Genomic DNA, 18,152 nt, shown 5'->3' with positions numbered 1-18,152 from the left:
TTGATCGCTCTCAGCGTAAACCTCAATAAAATTGCCTTAATCCGCAACTCCCGCGAGGGCAACTTTCCCGACGTAATCGCCCACGGGCGCACTTGCCTCGACGCCGGGGCCCAAGGTTTGACCGTACACCCCCGTCCAGACCAACGACATATTCGCCCCGGCGACGTGCGCGACCTGGCAGAACTCTGCGCCAGCCGCAAAAACATAGAGTTCAACGTTGAAGGCAACCCCTTCGCCGCTCCCCTGGGGGACTACCCCGGCCTAATACCACTGGTTTTGGAAACCAAACCAGACCAATGCACTTTGGTTCCCGACACCAGTGATCAGCTCACGTCTGATCACGGCTTTGACCTCAAACAAGATGGAGATCGATTAGTTCCGATAATTGATCAACTTAAAAATGCCGGAATACGTGTCAGCCTGTTTATGGATCCAGACCTGGACCAAATCAGCCTGGCCAAACAGGTCGGGGCTGACCGTATTGAGCTCTACACCGGCCCCTATGCCGAAGCCGTAACCAAACAGAGCCCAGAGCTGGAAACAATTTTCTCTGCCCACTGTGCCGCCGCTGAGCACGCACATCAGCTGGGACTGGGGATTAATGCCGGCCATGACCTCAACCTGGTTAACCTACCGCGCTATCGCACATTACCGGGCTTGCAGGAAGTCTCCATAGGCCACGCCTTTACTGTCGATGCTATCAGCATGGGCCTGGAGAATGCCGTTAACGCCTACGTCGACTGCCTCGCTGGTAGCTGATGCAAAGCCTCAATATTATTGGCGCGGGCCGCCTTGGAAAAACCCTGGGGCGGCTGTGGCAGGAGAGCGGTGTATTTGGGATACAGTCAATTTATAACCGCAGCCTCGAAAGTGGACAAAGTGCCTGTCGATTTATCGGTGCAGGCAATGCTGTCGATTCCCTCTCGGCAATGCCTTCAGCAGACCTATGGCTGATTGGCTGTATCGATAGTGAAATCGCTATATTTGCGCAGAAACTTGCCGATAGCGGGCTGGTCGACGAGCGCACTATTATATTCCACTGCAGTGGCGCTCTCAGCTCTAAAGAACTAGCCCCCTTGAGACCCGCCCTGATTGCCAGCGCTCACCCGGTTCACAGTTTTGCCGAACCGGAAACCTCGCTGCAAACATTTGCCAAAACCAGTGTCGCTGTCGAAGGGGATAGCCATGCAGTAGAGGTTATTTCTGTGGCTTTTGCAGCCATTGGCTGTGAAACACTGGCTATTGATCCCCTTAACAAGTCTCTGTACCACGCTGGGTCAGTGATCGCCTCCAACTACCTCACCACCCTAATGGACCTGAGTTTACAAAGCTTTTCAGCCGCCGGCATAGAGCGGGACAGTGCCCTTCGCCTGTTGGCGCCGATTGTTTCACAGACTCTGCAAAACAATTTGGAGCTGGGACCAGAGAGGTCGCTGACAGGTCCCATTGCCAGGGGGGATGTGGAAACCGTTGGCGCCCAGGTGGAAAGCCTAGCTTCAGTAGATAGCCAACTGGCACTTTGCTATCGCCATCTGGGCCTCGCCTGTGTAGAGTTGGCGCGGCGCGGCTCGCTCTCACCTGAGAGCGCAGCCAGATTGATCGAACTGCTGAGTGAGCCAACGCGGTGAAAGACTCCTCCGAATACCTGGAAAAAAAAGCCTTCTTCGATAGCCTCCTTACAATTTATGGGCGCAAGCCTGTACTCGAGGCTCTCGAGGATTTATCTGTACCCGTCCATAAATTACATCTGGCCAGCAGCAACCGGCGCGACCAGCTAATCCAGCGAATGGAAACCCTGGCCGAAGAGCGTCAGATTGAAATTGCTTACTGGGATCGCAAGGGCCTGTCCCGGATTTCGAAGAATTCCCGTCAGGACCAAGGTGTAGCCCTCGACCTGGCCCTGCCGCACTACGGCAGAGCGGAGGACTTTTTACAGAAGGTTGCAGCCCCAGAGCACAAAAACACCTATGAACTTCTGGCCCTGGATGGCATAACCAACCCTCAAAACCTGGGCATGATTATTCGCTCAGCCTGTGCCGGCGGCATTGATGGAATCATCCTGCCAAAGAAAGGCTGTGCACAGATAGACCCCCTCGTTATCAAAGCCAGCACAGGCACCCTGTTTAAAACCCGGGTTTTGCGCTGTGACAAATTGGCAGCCACCCTGGGGGAGTTCCGCGAAGCGGGGGCTCAGGTTTGCGGGCTGTCATCCCACGCCCGGACGACCCTGAAAGAGGTCTCCAGTAACGTCTCCACAATTTTTGTGCTGGGCAATGAAACCCACGGTGTTAGCGATGCCGTCGCAGCTCAGTGCAATGAACTGGTGCGTATCCCCATGCAAAACGATGTGGAAAGCTTGAATGTGGCGGTCACGGCCGCACTAATTAGCTTCCGTCGAGAAATCTAACTCTGCCCCTCTGGGAGGTGCCCGCCTCCCACTCCCTCAACTTATCCCACGAGTTCAACCCCAATCTAACCAGGATTATCCACTACCCACAGATTCTGTGGATATCTCTGTGACTAACTTAGAGTAGTATGCCGCAAAGGCCCGCCATTTGGTCTTTGTGACAATATGAAGAAAAAATAAACAACCCGGGAAACGCTCAAAAAATCAACGAGTTAGCGAAGTCTTAGCCAAGCGTTTAGCGACAATCCGTACCAATTAAAGATCGAATAGAGAGAAGGGGCCGCTGTGGAAAATGAGACGCGAAGCCCAAAACAAAAAAAGAAAGGGGTGCTAAGCACCCCCTCTCGATTCGGCAGTTACTCCCACTCAATTGTCGCGGGAGGCTTGCTGGAAACGTCGTAGACCACACGAGAGATGTGCTCTATCTCATTGATAATGCGGTTGGAAACCTTCTCAATCAGCTCATAGGGGAGATGCGCCCAGCGCGCTGTCATAAAGTCCACAGTCTCTACCGCGCGAAGAGCAACCACGTATTCATATCGACGGCCATCACCAACAACACCCACAGATTTTACCGGAAGGAATACGGCAAAGGCCTGGCTGGTCTTGTGATACCAATCGGCGTTGTGCAGCTCCTCGATAAAGATCGCATCTGCCTCTCGCAGAATATCGGCATACTCCCGCTTTACCTCACCGAGAATCCGCACGCCCAGACCCGGTCCCGGGAAGGGGTGGCGGTAAACCATGTCGTAAGGCAGGCCCAGCTCCAGGCCGATCTTACGAACCTCGTCTTTGAACAGTTCACGCAGGGGCTCTACCAGCTCAAACTGCATATCCTCCGGTAAGCCGCCCACATTGTGATGAGACTTAATCACATGTGCCTTGCCGGTTTTTGCGGCGGCGGACTCAATAACGTCTGGGTAGATAGTGCCCTGGGCCAGGAATTTCACGTCCTGTAACTTGGAAGCTTCGCGATCAAAAATCTCAATAAAGGTATTACCAATGATTTTGCGCTTGGCCTCAGGGTCTTTTTCACCTTGGAGGCGCCCAAGGAAATCCTCTTCCGCATCAGAACGGATAACGCGGACGCCCATATTGTCGGCGAACATCTGCATTACCTGGTCGCCTTCGTTTTTACGCAGAAGGCCATTATCTACAAATACGCAGGTCAGCTGATCGCCAATAGCCTTGTGCAGCAAAGCGGCGACCACAGAGCTGTCGACACCACCGGATAAACCGAGCAGCACCTTGCCCTCGCCCACTTGATCGCGGACTTTAGCAATAGAGTCTTCAATAATGTTCGCGGGAGTCCAGAGTTTCTCACACCCGCAAATATCAATCACAAAGTGCTCATAAATACGCATGCCTTGCAGGGTATGAGTCACTTCCGGGTGGAACTGTACACCGAAGAAATTCTTCTCGGCGTGGTACATACCGGCAATTGGGCAGGAATCAGTGGAAGCCAACAGCTCAAAGCCCTCTGGCATCGCCACTACCTTGTCGCCGTGACTCATCCAAACATCCAGTAGGGAACTGCCATCATCAGCGATATGATCTTTGATATCGCTCAACAAGTTGGATTGGCCTTCAACTTTTACCTGGGCATAGCCAAATTCGCGAATATCGCTGCCCTGTACGGTGCCTCCAAGCTGATGAGCCATGGTCTGCATGCCATAGCAAATGCCCAGTACCGGCACGCCCAGGTTATAAACCGCTTCCGGCGCGCGCGGGGAGCCCTCTTCCGGTACCGACTCGGGGCCACCGGCGAGAATAATGCCCTTGGGCTGATACTCACGAATTTCCTCTTCGGTCATATCGAAAGCGCGAATTTCAGAAAATACGCCCAGCTCGCGGACACGGCGGGCAATCAATTGTGTGTACTGGGACCCGAAGTCGAGAATGAGTATTCGGCTGGAATGGATATCTTGGCTCATGACTTACTCGATAACTGGATTAAATAACGGCAAACGGACCTTGAAGGTCCGTTTGCTGCTTGTTCCGTCTAAATTTTTTCACCTGGAGAAGGTCGAAGGCTTAGCGTCGGCCCACCGGGTAGTTGGGGGCTTCTTTAGTAATTTGAACGTCGTGGACATGGGACTCACCCATACCGGCTGCCGTGACCCGCACAAACTCAGGACGAGTGCGCATGGTCTCGACATCGACACTGCCGGTGTAACCCATAGCTGAACGCAAACCACCCATCATCTGATGAACAATGGCTGACAGCGGGCCTTTATAAGGCACTCGACCTTCGATACCTTCCGGTACCAGTTTTTCAGCGCCCTTGCTCGCATCCTGGAAATAGCGATCGGAAGAACCCTGGGTGCGGGACATAGCACCGAGAGAACCCATCCCACGATAGGACTTGTAAGTACGGCCCTGATAGAGCTCAACTTCGCCCGGCGCCTCTTCGGTACCGGCGAACATGGAACCCATCATGACTGATGAGGCGCCGGCAACAATTGCCTTGGAGATATCTCCGGAGTAACGGATACCACCGTCGGCGATCATGGGCACACCAAATTCTTTAAGGGCTGTGGCAACCTCTGCAATTGCCGTCACCTGGGGTACGCCGATACCTGTTACGATGCGGGTGGTACAGATAGAACCGGGGCCGATACCCACTTTAACCGCATCCGCACCGGCCTCAACCAGTGCACGCGCTGCGTCAGCCGTAGCGATGTTGCCACCGATCACATCCACCTGGGGGTGCATTTCCTTAATGCGGCGCACTCGCTCAATCACGTTGCGGGAGTGGCCGTGAGCGGTATCCACAACCAGTACATCAACGCCGGCTTCTACCAATGCGGCTACACGATCATCGGTGTCCGGGCTGGTGCCCACCGACGCGCCCACACGCAGGCGACCGTCGGAATCCTTACAGGAGTTCGGGTACTGCTCTGCTTTGTTAAAGTCTTTAACAGTGATCAGGCCGCGCAACTCAAAGTTGTCGTTAACCACCAGTACCTTTTCGATACGGTGTTTATGCAGCAGTTCGCGTACTTCGTCGGGGCTCGCATCTTCGTGGGCCGTCACCAGACGCTCTTTCGGCGTCATGATGCTGGCGACACTGACGTCGAGATCAGTTAAGAAGCGAACGTCGCGGCTGGTAACGATACCTACCAAATCGCCACGATCCATTACCGGCACACCGGAAATATTGTGGTGACTGGTCAGCGCGATCAACTCGCGCACAGTGGCATCGGACTCAATAGTAATAGGATCTTTTACAACACCGGCTTCAAACTTCTTCACCGCGCGAACGGCAAGAGCTTGCTCTTCTATCGACATACTCTTGTGAATAATGCCGATACCCCCTTCCTGGGCCAACGCAATGGCCAGGCGAGCTTCCGTCACCGTATCCATAGCAGCGGACACAATGGGGATGTTCAGGGTAATGTTGCGGGAGAGTTGGGTTTTTAAACTCACATCCTTGGCCGTGACCTCGGAATATCCGGGCACAAGTAGGACGTCGTCAAAAGTGAGGGCTTCGCGCGCGATGCGCAGATTGGATTCAGACATTGTTGACACTCAAACCTCGAATAGGCGGGATTGGGTATCGGCGCGATTATACCTCTACGCGCCCAAAGCGCAAACATCAATTTGCAGAAAAACGGATTTGTACAGTAAAGCTCTTTACCTATAAGGGCGATACTGCAATATTGCTCCGCCCAATACGCCCGACGAGATTCACCGATGCAGACAATTCCCCCTAGTCAAAATGCCAAGCGCAGCGTGCTGTCGGTCAGTGACCTGAATCGGGAAGTTAAACATCTTCTGGAAAGCAGTGTACCCCTTCTATGGATCAGTGGAGAGATTTCCAATTTTTCCATACCCAGCTCCGGGCACTGGTATTTTAGCCTTAAAGATGCGCGGGCCCAGGTGCGCTGCGCCATGTTTCGCGGTCGCAATCGCAGTGTCACCTTTCGGCCGCAAAATGGTCGCGAGGTTTTAATCCGGGCCAGGGTGAGCCTGTACGAAGGGCGCGGAGAATTTCAGCTAATCGTTGAGCATATGGAGGAGGCCGGCTTTGGCGCCCTGATGCGCCAGCTGGAACAGCTCAAAGCAAAACTGAATGCTGAGGGCCTGTTCGAAACAAGCAGAAAACGCTCTCTTCCGTTTTTGCCAACCAATATCGGCATTGTCACTTCGCCGACAGGCGCGGCAATACGGGATATGATTCACGTATTGGGCAGGAGACACCCTTCTGCACAAATTGAAATCTGGCCCGTAGCCGTTCAAGGTCAGGGTGCCGCTCAGCAAATCGCGGCAGCGATTGAAAAAGCGGGCCGCAGTGGTCGCCACGATTTATTAATTGTCGGTCGCGGCGGAGGCTCCCTGGAAGACCTGTGGTCTTTTAATGAAGAAATTGTCGCCCGCGCACTGGCCGCAAGCCCTATTCCCACTATTTCTGCAGTCGGCCACGAAACCGATACGACTATTGCAGATTTAGCCGCAGACCTGCGCGCACCCACCCCTTCTGCCGCGGCGGAAATAGCCAGCGCCAATGCTGCAGAAATTTTACAGCGGCTTGACCAGGTCCAGCGCAGATTGCACCGCGCCATGGACAACCAGCTAAAGCATTTATCTCAACAGGTTCAATTGCGACGCAACCGTTTGCGCCATCCCAAGGAGCAGCTCCTCAACCAAGCCCAGCGCCTGGATCATTTGGAGATGCGCCTGGTGGCAGCTTGCCAACAACAAATCCAAAGTCGCAAATCCCAATTGGATTCCGCCTCCAGAGCTTTTGCCCACAACCTGCCGACACGCCGACTCGACAACAGTCGAAAGCAGTTAATCCAACTCAAGGGAAACCTGGAGCGTGCGATGCAACTGATATTACAGCGCGGCAGTGACAAACTCTCCCACGGGGCCCAATTACTACAAAACATCAGTCCCCTGGCAGTATTGCAGCGAGGCTACGCCATTGTTCTGGATTCAGAAAATCGCGCAATTCGCGATAGTGCAGAATTGGAAACCGACCAGCAAGTCCATATTAAGCTGGCCAAAGGGAACTTCACTGCAAAAGTTAATACCATCGAAAACTGATTTCTTTAACAATTAAAGAGCGCAAATCAAGCGACACTATAATGGTTGAGGTAGAGTGCCTTCGGAGCAATATATGGATAGTGAATCTACTGCTATCCACCTCAACCAGTGGACCTTGATACTACTTTCAGTACTACTGCTTGCCCTTGCAGCCTGCACGGAACCAGATCGTGAATCTGGAGTAGCCGAATCAGTCACCATGTCAGCTGCCGAAGCGCAGGATGCCGACAAGCGATCAGGGCAACTGCCTGAAGTAACCCCCGCTAAAGAACAGCAAGTCAACTACATCGAAACCGGTGACCTTAGGGACATAAGAAAACACGGCACAATTCGGTTCGTTAATTTAACCGGTGCTTCCGAGGACCTGTTACCTCGTGACGATGTGGTGAGTCTCCGTCACTTCGAACTTGCCAACAAACTGGCCAAACAGTTAAAGCTGGAACCCAAGTGGATAAAAGCTGAAACACCCGATGACGCGGTGCAAATGCTGATCGATGGCCAGGCAGATGTAATCGCCTATAACCTGACTGTCACTAACGCCCGTGAAGAAATTATTGACTTTACGGTTCCTCTTCGCCATTCGCGGTTAGTACTCGTCACTGGCCCTGAAGGTCCAGATATTTCAGATGCGAGCAAATTAAAGGACCTGGAATTTATTATCCCCGCCGGCTCCTCTATTAAAGAAACTGCAGAGCAACTTGTTGCCGAAAATCCAAACTCAAACCTAACTATTCGAGAAATTGATATTAATGGTAACCGAGATACGCTGTTGGATATCATTAATGGCCAAAAGAACCGTGTTGCTATTTTGGAAGATTTTTCAGCCCAAGATTTGCGCAATTACCGCGATGACATGCGGATTGGTGCAGACGTATCTGAAGTGCAAAATATTGCCTGGGGCGTACGCAAAGACTCCAAACGCCTACATACCACTCTCGATAATTTTTTGACCCGCAACCTGGTTAAATCCCAGGAAGAACGCATTACCGATTGGAAGGGTATTAAAAAATCGGGAGTAATCAGGCTACTCACTTACAATGGGCCGACAACCTATTTCTTATGGAAAGGGGTATTAATGGGGTTTGACTACGACCTGGCCCAGGCTTTTGCCAATAAGCACAAACTCCAACTCCAGGTTATTGTTGTCCCCTACGAAGAAGACCTTGCCGACTGGCTGAGGGCGGGTCGCGGTGACTTTGCCGGGGCCGAACTCAATATTACCAGTGCCCGTGAAGACCAGGGCATGGTATTCACCAAGCCCTATGTCGAATCCACAGACCAGATCGTCAGTGGTAAAGACAGCCCCCCTATTACCCAGATTCAGGATCTTAATGGCCGTAAATTAACTCTACGCGCCTATTCATCATTTATTGAAACCGCTGAAACACTGAAAGAAGCAGGTATTGATGTCGATATCCGTGTGGCGCCGCCAGATATTTCCCAGTCACAAATCTTCTCATTAATCGCCGACGGGCTGGTAGATGCGACTATATCCCACTCCGGTCGAGCCAAGATTGAGGCATCCGTTCAGCCACAACTGGTACTCGGAACTCTTATCGGTGACCCGCGTCCACAGGGCTGGATGGTATTAAGACAAAATTGGCACCTGTTACAGAACTTGAATAAGTTTTTGAAAAATTACAGAAAAACGAGCCAATACCAGAAGCAATACCAGGCTTATTTTGAGCCGAACAAACGATTTACCCAGCGAGTAAGTTCCCGGGTAATACCGGGAGAAAACCTCTCTCCTTACGATGAGTTGGTGAAGGAATCCGCCTTTAAATACGATTTTGATTGGCGCATGATCGTCGCGCAAATGTGGCAGGAGAGCAATTTCAACCCTAAAGCCGTATCTCCAGTTGGAGCGCAGGGATTGATGCAGGTGATGCCTGCCACAGCCGAGGAAATGGGATTTCCTCCGCCGCTGTTCGAACCTGAAAGAGGTATTAAAGCGGGGGTAAAATATATGGATTGGGTGCGCGATCGCTTTAATCCCGCTTTGCCAACCGTAAATAAACTCTGGTTTACTCTCGCTTCCTACAATGCAGGATACGGCCACTTACTCGATGCCCAGCGGCTGGCTAAAGAACTGGGACTGGATCCCAATGTGTGGTTCGACAATGTGGAAGTCGCCATGCTGAAACTGGCCCAGCCCCAGTACTTTAAACGGGCTAGATACGGCTATGTGAGAGGCTCCGAGCCCGTGCAGTATGTACGCAATATCAGCAATCTATACAAAGCCTATGTGGAAATGATGAGCGATGATGTGACAGTCCGCCCACCTTTACAGCGCCTGCCCGGCAAAATCTATTGTGAACCCGGGGATGTGCCTGAGGGCGTCATTCAGCGGATGCCCACTTACTCCTCGCCCTAGGCAACCACAAGCCCTCACAAGGTTAAAACGATTTTTCCGGTGATAGCGCCGGACTCCAGTAATTTATGGGCCTCAACCGCCTGGTGCAGAGGAAACTCAGCGGCTATTTGCGGCTGAACTTTACCCGCTTCAATCAGCGGCCAAACCTTTTCTTCCAGCGATTTCGCAATACTGGCTTTCACTTCTGGCGAGCGAGCCCTCAAGGTTGAGCCGGTCAATGTAAGTCGTTTCAACATCACCGGCATCATATTTACTTCTACTTTAGCGCCAGCCAGGTAGGCAATATTCACGATTCTGCCGTCGTTAGCGGACACACGAATATTGCTATTAATATAGCTACCGCCCACCATATCCAAGACAACATCAGCTCCGTGATCATCTGTCATCTCGCGCACAACGGAGACAAAATCTTCATCCCGATAGTTAATCGCCTTCTCCGCTCCCAAAGCCACACAGGCTGCGCATTTATCTTCTGTTCCCGCAGTAGTGAAAACCCGGGCTCCCAATTGATGGGCCAGCTGGATCGCCGTGGTACCAATGCCAGAGGAACCACCATGGATTAAAATCACCTCGCCCGGTTTTAAACCGGCGCGGTCAAATACATTAGTCCATACGGTGAAAAAAGTTTCCGGCAATGCAGCTGCCTCAACAAGACTAAGGCCTGCGGGGACAGGGAGGCATTGTCCCTCTGGAGCTACTGCAAACTCTGCGTAACCTCCACCATTGGTCAGGGCACAAACTTTATCTCCCACTTGCCAGCGCACAACTTTTTCCCCGACTTCAACAACCTCACCAGCCACCTCCAATCCCAATACCGGCGATGCCCCTGGAGGTGCCGGATAATGCCCTTGGCGTTGCACAATATCAGGGCGATTAACCCCAGCTGCGACTACACGGATAAGGACTTCGTCTGCACCTGGAGCAGGCTTATCCATCTCTTTCAATTGCATGACTTCAGGCCCACCAAATGTAGGCAGATCAATAAACCGCATATTTTTCCCCTTTATAGGTTCACTTTTATTGCCACGCTATCGACACAAGAGTACCAAAAATCATCAAGCAATTTTTACTCAACACGCAACCCAATAAAAAACGGCCAGCCCCATCACAACATTTAATTGCGAAAAGGAACTGGCCGTTTCGAAGTCTGCTGACTTAAAAAATATTTTCTCTAAGCAGCAAGTTCTCAGTCGAGATTAGAGTTCGTAAATAAACTCAACCCCCATAACACGACCTTTATTCAGCGGGGTAAAGCTGGCACCGATACCACCAAGGGTAACTGGTAGCTGTGTATCATTACCCTCAGTAACTTCATCAAGCATATTTTTGCCGAATACAGAAACTGTATATTGGCCGCTATCCGCAGTATAACCAATACTAAAGTCCACCATCTCCACTTCAGACAGCATGCCTCTGTTGTCATCCGTATACGGTGCTTCATCGCGATGATTGTAGTTAATGCGGGAGGTGATTGTTCCGTAGGAACCCAGAGACAAATCGTGCACTAACCCTATACCATAAGTCCATGGCGCCAGGCGTGGGATCTCGAGACCCAGATCTTCATCATCCACAAGGCCGTCACCATTCAGGTCACCGAGTACCTTATCGTAATCGCCATCTACATAGCCCACGTTGAAGGTAAGCAGCAGGTTTTCACTGAGCGCAGCCATGGTCTCCATTTCAGCACCACGAATTGTTGCATCAGCGGTGTTTCGAATGATTTGCGCCACACCGGTCACTGCGTCAGCGAGATTCTCCTCCCGCTGCATATCATCAATAGTGTTGTGGAATACCGCCATATTGGTACGAACACGGCCATCGAGCCAGTCTACCTTAGCCCCAATTTCGAAGCTGCTTTGCTCTTCCTGGTCCGTTGCCTGCGGGGTATAAGGCATTGCTGTGGTAGGATCTATACCTGCGTTGCGGAAGTTGTACCCTCCACTGCGGAAACCCTTGGTCCAGAATGTATAGAGCTGCGTCTCGTCTGAAACAGTCCACTGCAAGCCAACTTTGGGAGTGAAGGCATTCCAGCTTTCGCTATCTTCAAAGTCGTAGGCAGCACAGCCGTCCAGTGTGCAGAGGTTCAGGGGAATAGAGGCAATCTTCGCGTCTTTCTCCTCACTCGAGTAGCGTCCACCCAGGGTCAACACCCAGGCCTCATTTAGATCGATATCAGCCTGGGTAAAGAATCCATAAGTGCTGTGATCCTGCACACCACCACCGGTCCAATCGATAATGCCGCCCTCACCGTCGGCCAGCAAACGATTTTCCAGGTAGGTTACATCCTGAGAGAACCAATAGGCACCGGCAGTGATGGCCGTGCGACCGAAACGGCCGGCATAGCGCAACTCGTTACTCAACTGGCTCTGATCCACGCTTGAGTCCGCATGGAAACCAACAAAAGGCAGGGAATCAATATCCCCTAAGCCCCGCGCCTCATATTCACGCCAAGCCAGGATATTTGTGATGGTGCCATCACCGAACTCAACATCTTTATTGAACTCAGTAATGATCTGGGACCACTCGTCTTTTTGATAACCCTCTTCGTCCTGGGCTACCTCAAAAGAATCTTCACTGTTGTCCCAATCAGGAATACCGAAAGCCTCAGCAATCTGGGTCGCACTGGGGTAGGCAACAAAACCGTCATCAGTGCCAACTATGTAAGGTTCATTACCACGGTTTTGCGCAACAACTCCATCGGAGTCCATGCGGCCGTGCTCCATCCGCACAAGCAGCTCTGCCGTTTCATTGAGTTGAACACTAAAGCTTGGGCGAATAAACCAGCTGTCAGAGGCACCGGCATTATCATTGCCGGTGGCAACATTTTCGAACCAGCCACGGTCATCGTTGTAGTAAACGGTCAGACGGCCGTTAACATCGTCAGAGATGGCACCATTAATTGAACCCGCAGTCACCACATCCAGATTATCCGTTGTGGACACCTTGACGCGAGCAGAGAATTCATCAGTTGGGCGCGCTGTTTTAACTACGACAGCACCACCGGTAACATTACGACCAAATAGCAGGCCCTGCGGACCACGGAGAACTTCGATACCCTCCAGGTCAAACACATCGGTAACAACACCCGCATTCACACCGAGGTACATACCATCGACAAAGACCCCTACTGTGGGATCAATTGATGGAATAGAGCTATTCACTCCAAGACCGCGCACAGTGAAGTTTGCCGTATTTTTTACGGTACCCACATCCTCCAGCTGGACGTTGGGCATTTTGAAAGAAAGGCTTTGTAAATCCCTGGTTTGCAGAGCCTCCAGTTGGTCACCGGAATAGGCGGTAGCCGCTACCGGAACATCCTGAAGTAGTTCTGCGTCTGCACGCTTACGGGCTGTTACCTGCACTTCTTCCATAAGGGTGCCGACTGCTCCCTCTGCGGCATAACTGGGGCTAATACCACTGGCTAACCAAAGAGTTGCTACGGAACAGGCGGAAAGCAGAGCAGAGTGCTGCTTGGGTTTTGACGGACTTCCCATGTTTTCTCTCCATTGTTTTATTTTTTTTATGTACAACAACGGACTTATCGCAATCGGTACTGCCTGGCTCCACTGCTCTACCTCTATAAAGAGGCTCCGACTAAGTGAAGCTCCGATTCAAGACCGCGCTGATAAAGAGGCACAGATTTCGTAGTGAATCTGTGACATGGACAGGTTACAGGCTCACAACCGTGTGTGGAAGTCTATTTAACGTAAATGTCTGTAAAAATAACTCAATTAGTCTGGAAAGTTCTTTCAACTTGAAGAAAAAAATTAACAGGAATGGAAAAAATAAAATTATGCACTGTTTAAGGGCGACACCCTAAGTTGCCCATTTACATAGGAAATTGATTATTTTCAAAAAAGCCAATGACAATATGTATCTAAACCACCCAAAAAACACAAAACTTTTTGTCTATTTTAAATTGATGCGCTGTCAGCTCTTTTAGAGCAGCCTGGAAGTGCCCTTCGATATTTCAGGTTATCGGCAATTCAAAACTAATAAACTCAATTAACCTGGCACTCTTAAATACATTAAATTTGACCAATGGGTCCGTCTGAAAAATAAATTTCCATTAAAGCCAGGAGCTATTTCGGCGCAATAGATGTGTCATCACCGCCCGCAGCCACATGGGAAAGTATTTCATTTATTTCCGCTGCATCGAGGGTTTCTTTTTCCAAAAGAGCCCCAGCCAATGCATCCAATTTCTTGCGATTTTTTGTCAGCAGCTGATCGACTTTCATCTCAATACCGCTGATCAAAGCAATAATTTCGTCATCAATAATCTCTGAGGTGTGTTCGCTGAAGTCCTTCTGCTGGGCCATCTCGCGCCCCAGGAATATATGCTCCTCTCCCCGGCGGAAAGCAACGGGGCCTAATTTTTCACTCATCCCCCAGTGCGTCACCATGTGACGGGCCAGTCGCGTCGCCTGCTTTAAATCTGCCTCGGCACCTGTACTCACCTCCTTGAACACCACCCGCTCAGCGACCCTCCCCCCAAGCATTACGCCGATACGATCGCGGAGATAACTGACCTGCATACTGTGATGTTCTTCGGTGGGAATCTGCTCGGTAGCGCCGAGACTGTGCCCCCTGGGGATAATAGTCGCCTTCTCCAAGGGGTCTGCATTGGGCAATAGCGTTGCTACCAGCGCATGTCCCGCTTCGTGATAGGCGATAATCCGCTTGTCCTCCTCACTGATAACCATTTCGCGCTCGCCACCGAGAACCACTTTATCCCTCGCCCTCAATAAACAATCCATATCCACCGCAGACTTATCTTCTCGCCCCGCCAACAGTGCGGCCTCATTAATCAGGTTTTCCAGATCCGCGCCGGCAAAACCTGCAGTAAGAGCCGCGAGCCGCTCCAGATCGACCTTGCCGTGCAATGGGACATCGCGGGAATGAATCTCAAGAATTTCCTTGCGTGCGGCCTTATCTGGAAGGTCCAGAGTAATTTTTCGGTCAAAGCGCCCCGGTCTTAGCAGTGCCGCATCGAGAACGTCGGGCCTGTTGGTTGCCGCAACCACCACCACCGCCTCCTGGGGATCAAAGCCATCCATCTCACCAAGGATCTGATTGAGCGTCTGCTCCCGCTCATCGTGTCCGCCACCAACACCCGTTCCCCGCGCCCGGCCGACGGAGTCAATCTCATCGATAAAGATAATTGAAGGAGCATCTTTCTTGGCTTCGGCAAACATATCCCGCACACGGGAAGCACCCACTCCTACAAACATCTCAATAAACTCAGAGCCACTAATACTGAAAAATGGCGCTTCACTCTCACCGGCCAGCGCTTTCGCCATCAGGGTTTTGCCAGTGCCGGGAGGGCCCATCAATAAAATGCCCCGGGGGATCTTCGCTCCGAGCTTGCGATAGTGCTCCGGGTTCTTAAGGTACCCCGCCACTTCTTGCAGGTCCTTCTTCGCATTTGCCAACCCGGCAACATCATCGAAAGTCACTTGAGACTCACTGCGCTCAAACCGCTTTGCTGGTGATCGAGCAAAACCGAAGGGACTGCCGGGAGCTCCACTGGCCATCTTTTCCTGCATTCGCCGCCCCATCCAAACCAGGAGCCCAATAATCAGTATCCAGGGTAGAAGCAGAATCAACATCCGCTGCATAAAGCCCCCTCCCGGGGACTCTGCCAGGATTTCCACTTTCTCCTTTTCCAGCAGGGGCAGCAGTTCGGGGTCTTGAACGGAAGGTAAAATGGTTGTGAAGTGCTCCGGCGGTGGAGCCTTTTTTTCTTTCTCGTCAGTGTTTGGCGCCGGCACTTTGCTCGCCTCTGGCTTAAAAGTGCCGCTGACTCTATCCCCCTCGATAACCACGCTGGCAACTTTGCCTTCGGCGACCTCTTTCTTAAAGTCACTGTAAGCTAGCTCAGTCCGCTTGCCAGAAAGCTGTCCGTTAGTGCAGTACTGTACAGTCAGTATTAAAAGGAAAATCCACAGGAAGTACTGGAGCCAATTCAGCGGCCCTTGCGGAACCGGCTTTCCCGATGGCGGTGAAGGAGACTCCCCCTGCGGCAGCTTTCGCTCTTGGTCCTGCTCGTCCGCCATATTTTCTCACTATATCTCTGGAGAAGCCTGCCGCCGGACGATAGACCGGACTTGGCAGTGGGCAATGGAAAAGGTGCGAATCATCGAAATCCCGGTAGAGTAATGAGTATAGTTCGCCGCCAATCACACCGAGGAATTTAATGCCTCGCCCCTGGATAGCTGGCGCAATCGGTACCCAAGGCATATTTTTCAAAGTAAGGCTTGCAAATTGATGAAAGGCACGGCAGAATTCGCGCCCTGTCGAGACTGGTCGACCGCTCCCAGAGGGGCCCAGAAACTCGATAAGTTGCGGATTTTTAAGGATTTTTTCCAAAAAGAGGTTGACAGCAACGAATCAACTCTCTATAGTTCGCACCCATAACGACGCGCTCGTAGCTCAGCTGGATAGAGTACCTGGCTACGAACCAGGCGGTCGGAGGTTCGAATCCTCCCGAGCGCGCCATACAAAGAAAAGGGCTTACGTCTCACGACGTAAGCCCTTTTTTGTTGCAGAGCAGCTAATGCCAAACTGCTCTTTGCACAATTTATTCTTCGCGGCCTCACCCCACCCCAGCAACCCCCATTCACTTTAAGCAATCACAAACAACTTGAATGACCCAGCAGAGTTAGAAACAATCTCTTTCATTCGTTCCATACAGCGGATAGATATACGCACATCAGTCAGCGGGAGCAATTGCACCAACTGTGCAACCTCCAGATACGTCAATCCATTTTCATTTCGCTAGGGTCCTGTGCTCGACTAGAGATTTCGACACACAAAAGAAAGTTAGGAGTTAATGCTCTTCACTTAGGCCCGATCGCATTTGGAAGAGGGTTGAAGCCCCCCTCCACTTTTGCAGCTGCGCCTACACCGAGATAACAATCGATAGACTGCAATTCACTGATGCCTCAAAGTAGAAAACTCCCACCCACGCAGAGCAACAGCAAGGCAAACAAGCGCTTAAGCAATCGCGGAGATAACTTGTGAGCCAGGCGCGCTCCAAAACGGGCGAAGAACATGCTGGTGATGGCGATACCAACCATGGCTGGCAGGTAGATAAAACCAAAACTCCACTGGGGCAGTTCAGGTTGCTGCCAACCAATAACCATAAAACTAAGAGCGCCAACGGCAGCAATCGGCAAACCACAAGCTGAGGAAGTTGCCACTGCCTGCTGCATCGGCATGCTGCGCCAGGTTAGAAAGGGTACCGTCAGCGTGCCGCCACCGATGCCAAAGATGGCTGAGGCCCAGCCTGTCACCCCGCCGGCTGCTGTCAGTCCCAACTTGCCGGGAACAACGCGACTGGCCTTGGGCTTAAGTTCCAGTGCCATTTGAATGGCAATGGTGATAGCAAATACACCAATAATCTTTTGCAGTACCGGCCCCTGGATAGCTGCCGCTGTGAACGAGCCGAGACTTGCACCGAGAAGAATACCCAGACTCATCCAGGCAAAAGTTGGCCATAGCACCGCGCCTTTGCGCTGATGTTCCAGAACCGAGTTAATCGAAGTAAAGACAATAGTCGCTAGCGAAGTGCCCACAGCCAGGTGGGTCAGCACATGCGGATCGATACCCTGGGCAGTAAAACTAAATACCAGCACGGGTACGATGATGATGCCACCACCAACGCCAAACAAGCCGGCCAGCACCCCAGCCACAGCTCCTAGCAGCAGGTAGAGTAGAAATTCCATAAATTCCTCGAATTAATTAATGCGGGTTTCTTCTGGAGGCAGGCGATGGGGCCGCATGCCCGCAACCCGTTGCTCACATGTATTACCCGGCTGGGGGCACCGCAGTAAGGTTGCGATATTGACCTTTGAAATACAGAAGTGGCTGCCTTGCAGCAGCTTTTTGTAGGTTTAACGCCTTCACCTCACCAATCACAATCAGGTGATCTCCCGCAGCGTGTTCAGCATGAATTTCACAGTCAAGCCAGTGTAGGCTGCCGGCGATAATGGGATTCCCCAGCGGCGATTCCTGCCATTCAACTTCGCTCCATTTGTCCGCGCCTTGACGAGCAAACTGGTTGGAAATCTTGACCTGATCATCCGACAGGATATTGACTGAAAATCGGCCTGCCTGGCGAATTTTGGGGTAGCTGTACGAACTCGACATAACGCTGAATGACACTAATGGCGGGTTCATCGATACGCTATAAAACGACTGGCAGGTGAAGCCTATCGGCTCACCCTCACAGTGCGATGCGATCACGGTAATACCGGAGGCGTAATGCCCCAGTGCTTCGCGAAAGCGCAACGGTTCTATGGCTGTACTGGAAAGTGACAT

12 protein-coding genes and 1 tRNA gene are annotated in these 18,152 nt (G+C 51.7%); 6 read left to right on the top strand and 7 right to left on the bottom strand.

Annotated features, from left to right (window positions below; genetic code table 11):
• From ACYX4J_RS05435 to rlmB, 3 genes are read left to right on the top strand one after another with little or no spacing between them, the layout of a single operon-like run.
• Positions 1-759 carry a pyridoxine 5'-phosphate synthase gene (locus tag ACYX4J_RS05435; RefSeq protein ID WP_444907625.1) on the top strand — a complete coding sequence of 253 codons (759 nt, stop codon included), beginning with the start codon at positions 1-3 and terminating at the stop codon, positions 757-759.
• Entirely contained in the window at positions 759-1,628 is an 870-nt protein-coding gene (locus tag ACYX4J_RS05430; protein ID WP_444907624.1) for a Rossmann-like and DUF2520 domain-containing protein, read from the top strand. Before ACYX4J_RS05435 ends, ACYX4J_RS05430 begins: the two co-directional genes overlap by 1 nt.
• Entirely contained in the window at positions 1,625-2,407 is a 783-nt protein-coding gene (rlmB, locus tag ACYX4J_RS05425) for a 23S rRNA (guanosine(2251)-2'-O)-methyltransferase RlmB (protein WP_444907623.1), read from the top strand. Before ACYX4J_RS05430 ends, rlmB begins: the two co-directional genes overlap by 4 nt.
• A gap of 356 nt (positions 2,408-2,763) precedes the next feature.
• Here the strand turns inward: rlmB and guaA are convergent, their stop codons facing one another.
• Both guaA and guaB read right to left on the bottom strand, forming a co-directional pair.
• Positions 2,764-4,341, bottom strand: coding sequence for a glutamine-hydrolyzing GMP synthase (guaA, locus tag ACYX4J_RS05420; RefSeq protein ID WP_444893162.1), 1,578 nt, complete (start codon positions 4,339-4,341; stop codon positions 2,764-2,766).
• A gap of 100 nt (positions 4,342-4,441) precedes the next feature.
• On the bottom strand, positions 4,442-5,929 hold the full coding sequence (gene guaB, locus ACYX4J_RS05415; RefSeq protein WP_476178048.1) for an IMP dehydrogenase: 1,488 nt from the start codon (positions 5,927-5,929) through the stop codon (positions 4,442-4,444).
• 174 nt (positions 5,930-6,103) lie between these two features.
• On the opposite strand from guaB, the gene xseA reads away from it, so the two are divergent.
• The gene (gene xseA, locus ACYX4J_RS05410) at positions 6,104-7,456 is read left to right on the top strand and encodes an exodeoxyribonuclease VII large subunit (protein ID WP_476178047.1); all 1,353 of its coding nucleotides are present in this window, start codon (positions 6,104-6,106) and stop codon (positions 7,454-7,456) included.
• A gap of 73 nt (positions 7,457-7,529) precedes the next feature.
• Complete coding sequence (locus ACYX4J_RS05405; RefSeq protein WP_476178046.1) at positions 7,530-9,830, top strand: transporter substrate-binding domain-containing protein; 2,301 nt, start codon at positions 7,530-7,532, stop codon at positions 9,828-9,830.
• A 14-nt stretch (positions 9,831-9,844) separates the two neighbouring features.
• Here ACYX4J_RS05405 and ACYX4J_RS05400 read toward each other — a convergent pair whose 3' ends face one another.
• The 3 genes from ACYX4J_RS05400 to ftsH all read right to left on the bottom strand — a co-directional run bounded on the left by ACYX4J_RS05400 (position 9,845) and on the right by ftsH (position 15,886).
• On the bottom strand, positions 9,845-10,822 hold the full coding sequence (locus ACYX4J_RS05400; protein WP_476178045.1) for an NAD(P)H-quinone oxidoreductase: 978 nt from the start codon (positions 10,820-10,822) through the stop codon (positions 9,845-9,847).
• Positions 10,823-11,026: 204 nt separating this feature from the next.
• Positions 11,027-13,324, bottom strand: a complete 2,298-nt coding sequence (locus ACYX4J_RS05395; RefSeq protein ID WP_476178044.1) for a TonB-dependent receptor — start codon at positions 13,322-13,324, stop codon at positions 11,027-11,029.
• Positions 13,325-13,912: 588 nt separating this feature from the next.
• Positions 13,913-15,886 carry an ATP-dependent zinc metalloprotease FtsH gene (gene ftsH / locus ACYX4J_RS05390; RefSeq protein WP_476178043.1) on the bottom strand — a complete coding sequence of 658 codons (1,974 nt, stop codon included), beginning with the start codon at positions 15,884-15,886 and terminating at the stop codon, positions 13,913-13,915.
• A 365-nt stretch (positions 15,887-16,251) separates the two neighbouring features.
• Between ftsH and ACYX4J_RS05385 the strand changes: the two genes are divergently transcribed.
• A tRNA-Arg gene (locus ACYX4J_RS05385) sits at positions 16,252-16,328 on the top strand.
• A 446-nt stretch (positions 16,329-16,774) separates the two neighbouring features.
• On the opposite strand, the gene ACYX4J_RS05380 is transcribed toward ACYX4J_RS05385, so the two are convergent.
• Positions 16,775-17,557 (bottom strand): sulfite exporter TauE/SafE family protein, encoded by a 783-nt coding sequence (locus ACYX4J_RS05380; RefSeq protein WP_476178042.1) that lies wholly within the window; start codon positions 17,555-17,557, stop codon positions 16,775-16,777.
• An 82-nt stretch (positions 17,558-17,639) separates the two neighbouring features.
• Positions 17,640-18,152 carry a flavin reductase family protein gene (locus ACYX4J_RS05375; protein WP_444914400.1) on the bottom strand — a complete coding sequence of 171 codons (513 nt, stop codon included), beginning with the start codon at positions 18,150-18,152 and terminating at the stop codon, positions 17,640-17,642.

It is taken from the genome of Microbulbifer sp. ABM4_008, assembly GCF_056311705.1.
Note: the sequence above shows the minus strand (reverse complement) of the source record. Positions and strands in the feature narration are given on the sequence as shown.

Bases quoted from the DNA above. Each gene is read 5' to 3' on its own strand.
- ACYX4J_RS05380 (WP_476178042.1), bottom strand. From the start codon at position 17,557: ATGGAATTTCTACTCTACCTGCTGCTAGGAGCTGTGGCTGGGGTGCTG.
- ACYX4J_RS05430 (WP_444907624.1), top strand. From the start codon at position 759: ATGCAAAGCCTCAATATTATTGGCGCGGGCCGCCTTGGAAAAACCCTG.
- ACYX4J_RS05375 (WP_444914400.1), bottom strand. From the start codon at position 18,152: ATGTCACTTTCCAGTACAGCCATAGAACCGTTGCGCTTTCGCGAAGCA.
- ACYX4J_RS05405 (WP_476178046.1), top strand. From the start codon at position 7,530: ATGGATAGTGAATCTACTGCTATCCACCTCAACCAGTGGACCTTGATA.
- ACYX4J_RS05395 (WP_476178044.1), bottom strand. From the start codon at position 13,324: ATGGGAAGTCCGTCAAAACCCAAGCAGCACTCTGCTCTGCTTTCCGCC.
- xseA (WP_476178047.1), top strand. From the start codon at position 6,104: ATGCAGACAATTCCCCCTAGTCAAAATGCCAAGCGCAGCGTGCTGTCG.
- guaA (WP_444893162.1), bottom strand. From the start codon at position 4,341: ATGAGCCAAGATATCCATTCCAGCCGAATACTCATTCTCGACTTCGGG.
- ACYX4J_RS05400 (WP_476178045.1), bottom strand. From the start codon at position 10,822: ATGCGGTTTATTGATCTGCCTACATTTGGTGGGCCTGAAGTCATGCAA.
- ftsH (WP_476178043.1), bottom strand. From the start codon at position 15,886: ATGGCGGACGAGCAGGACCAAGAGCGAAAGCTGCCGCAGGGGGAGTCT.
- guaB (WP_476178048.1), bottom strand. From the start codon at position 5,929: ATGTCTGAATCCAATCTGCGCATCGCGCGCGAAGCCCTCACTTTTGAC.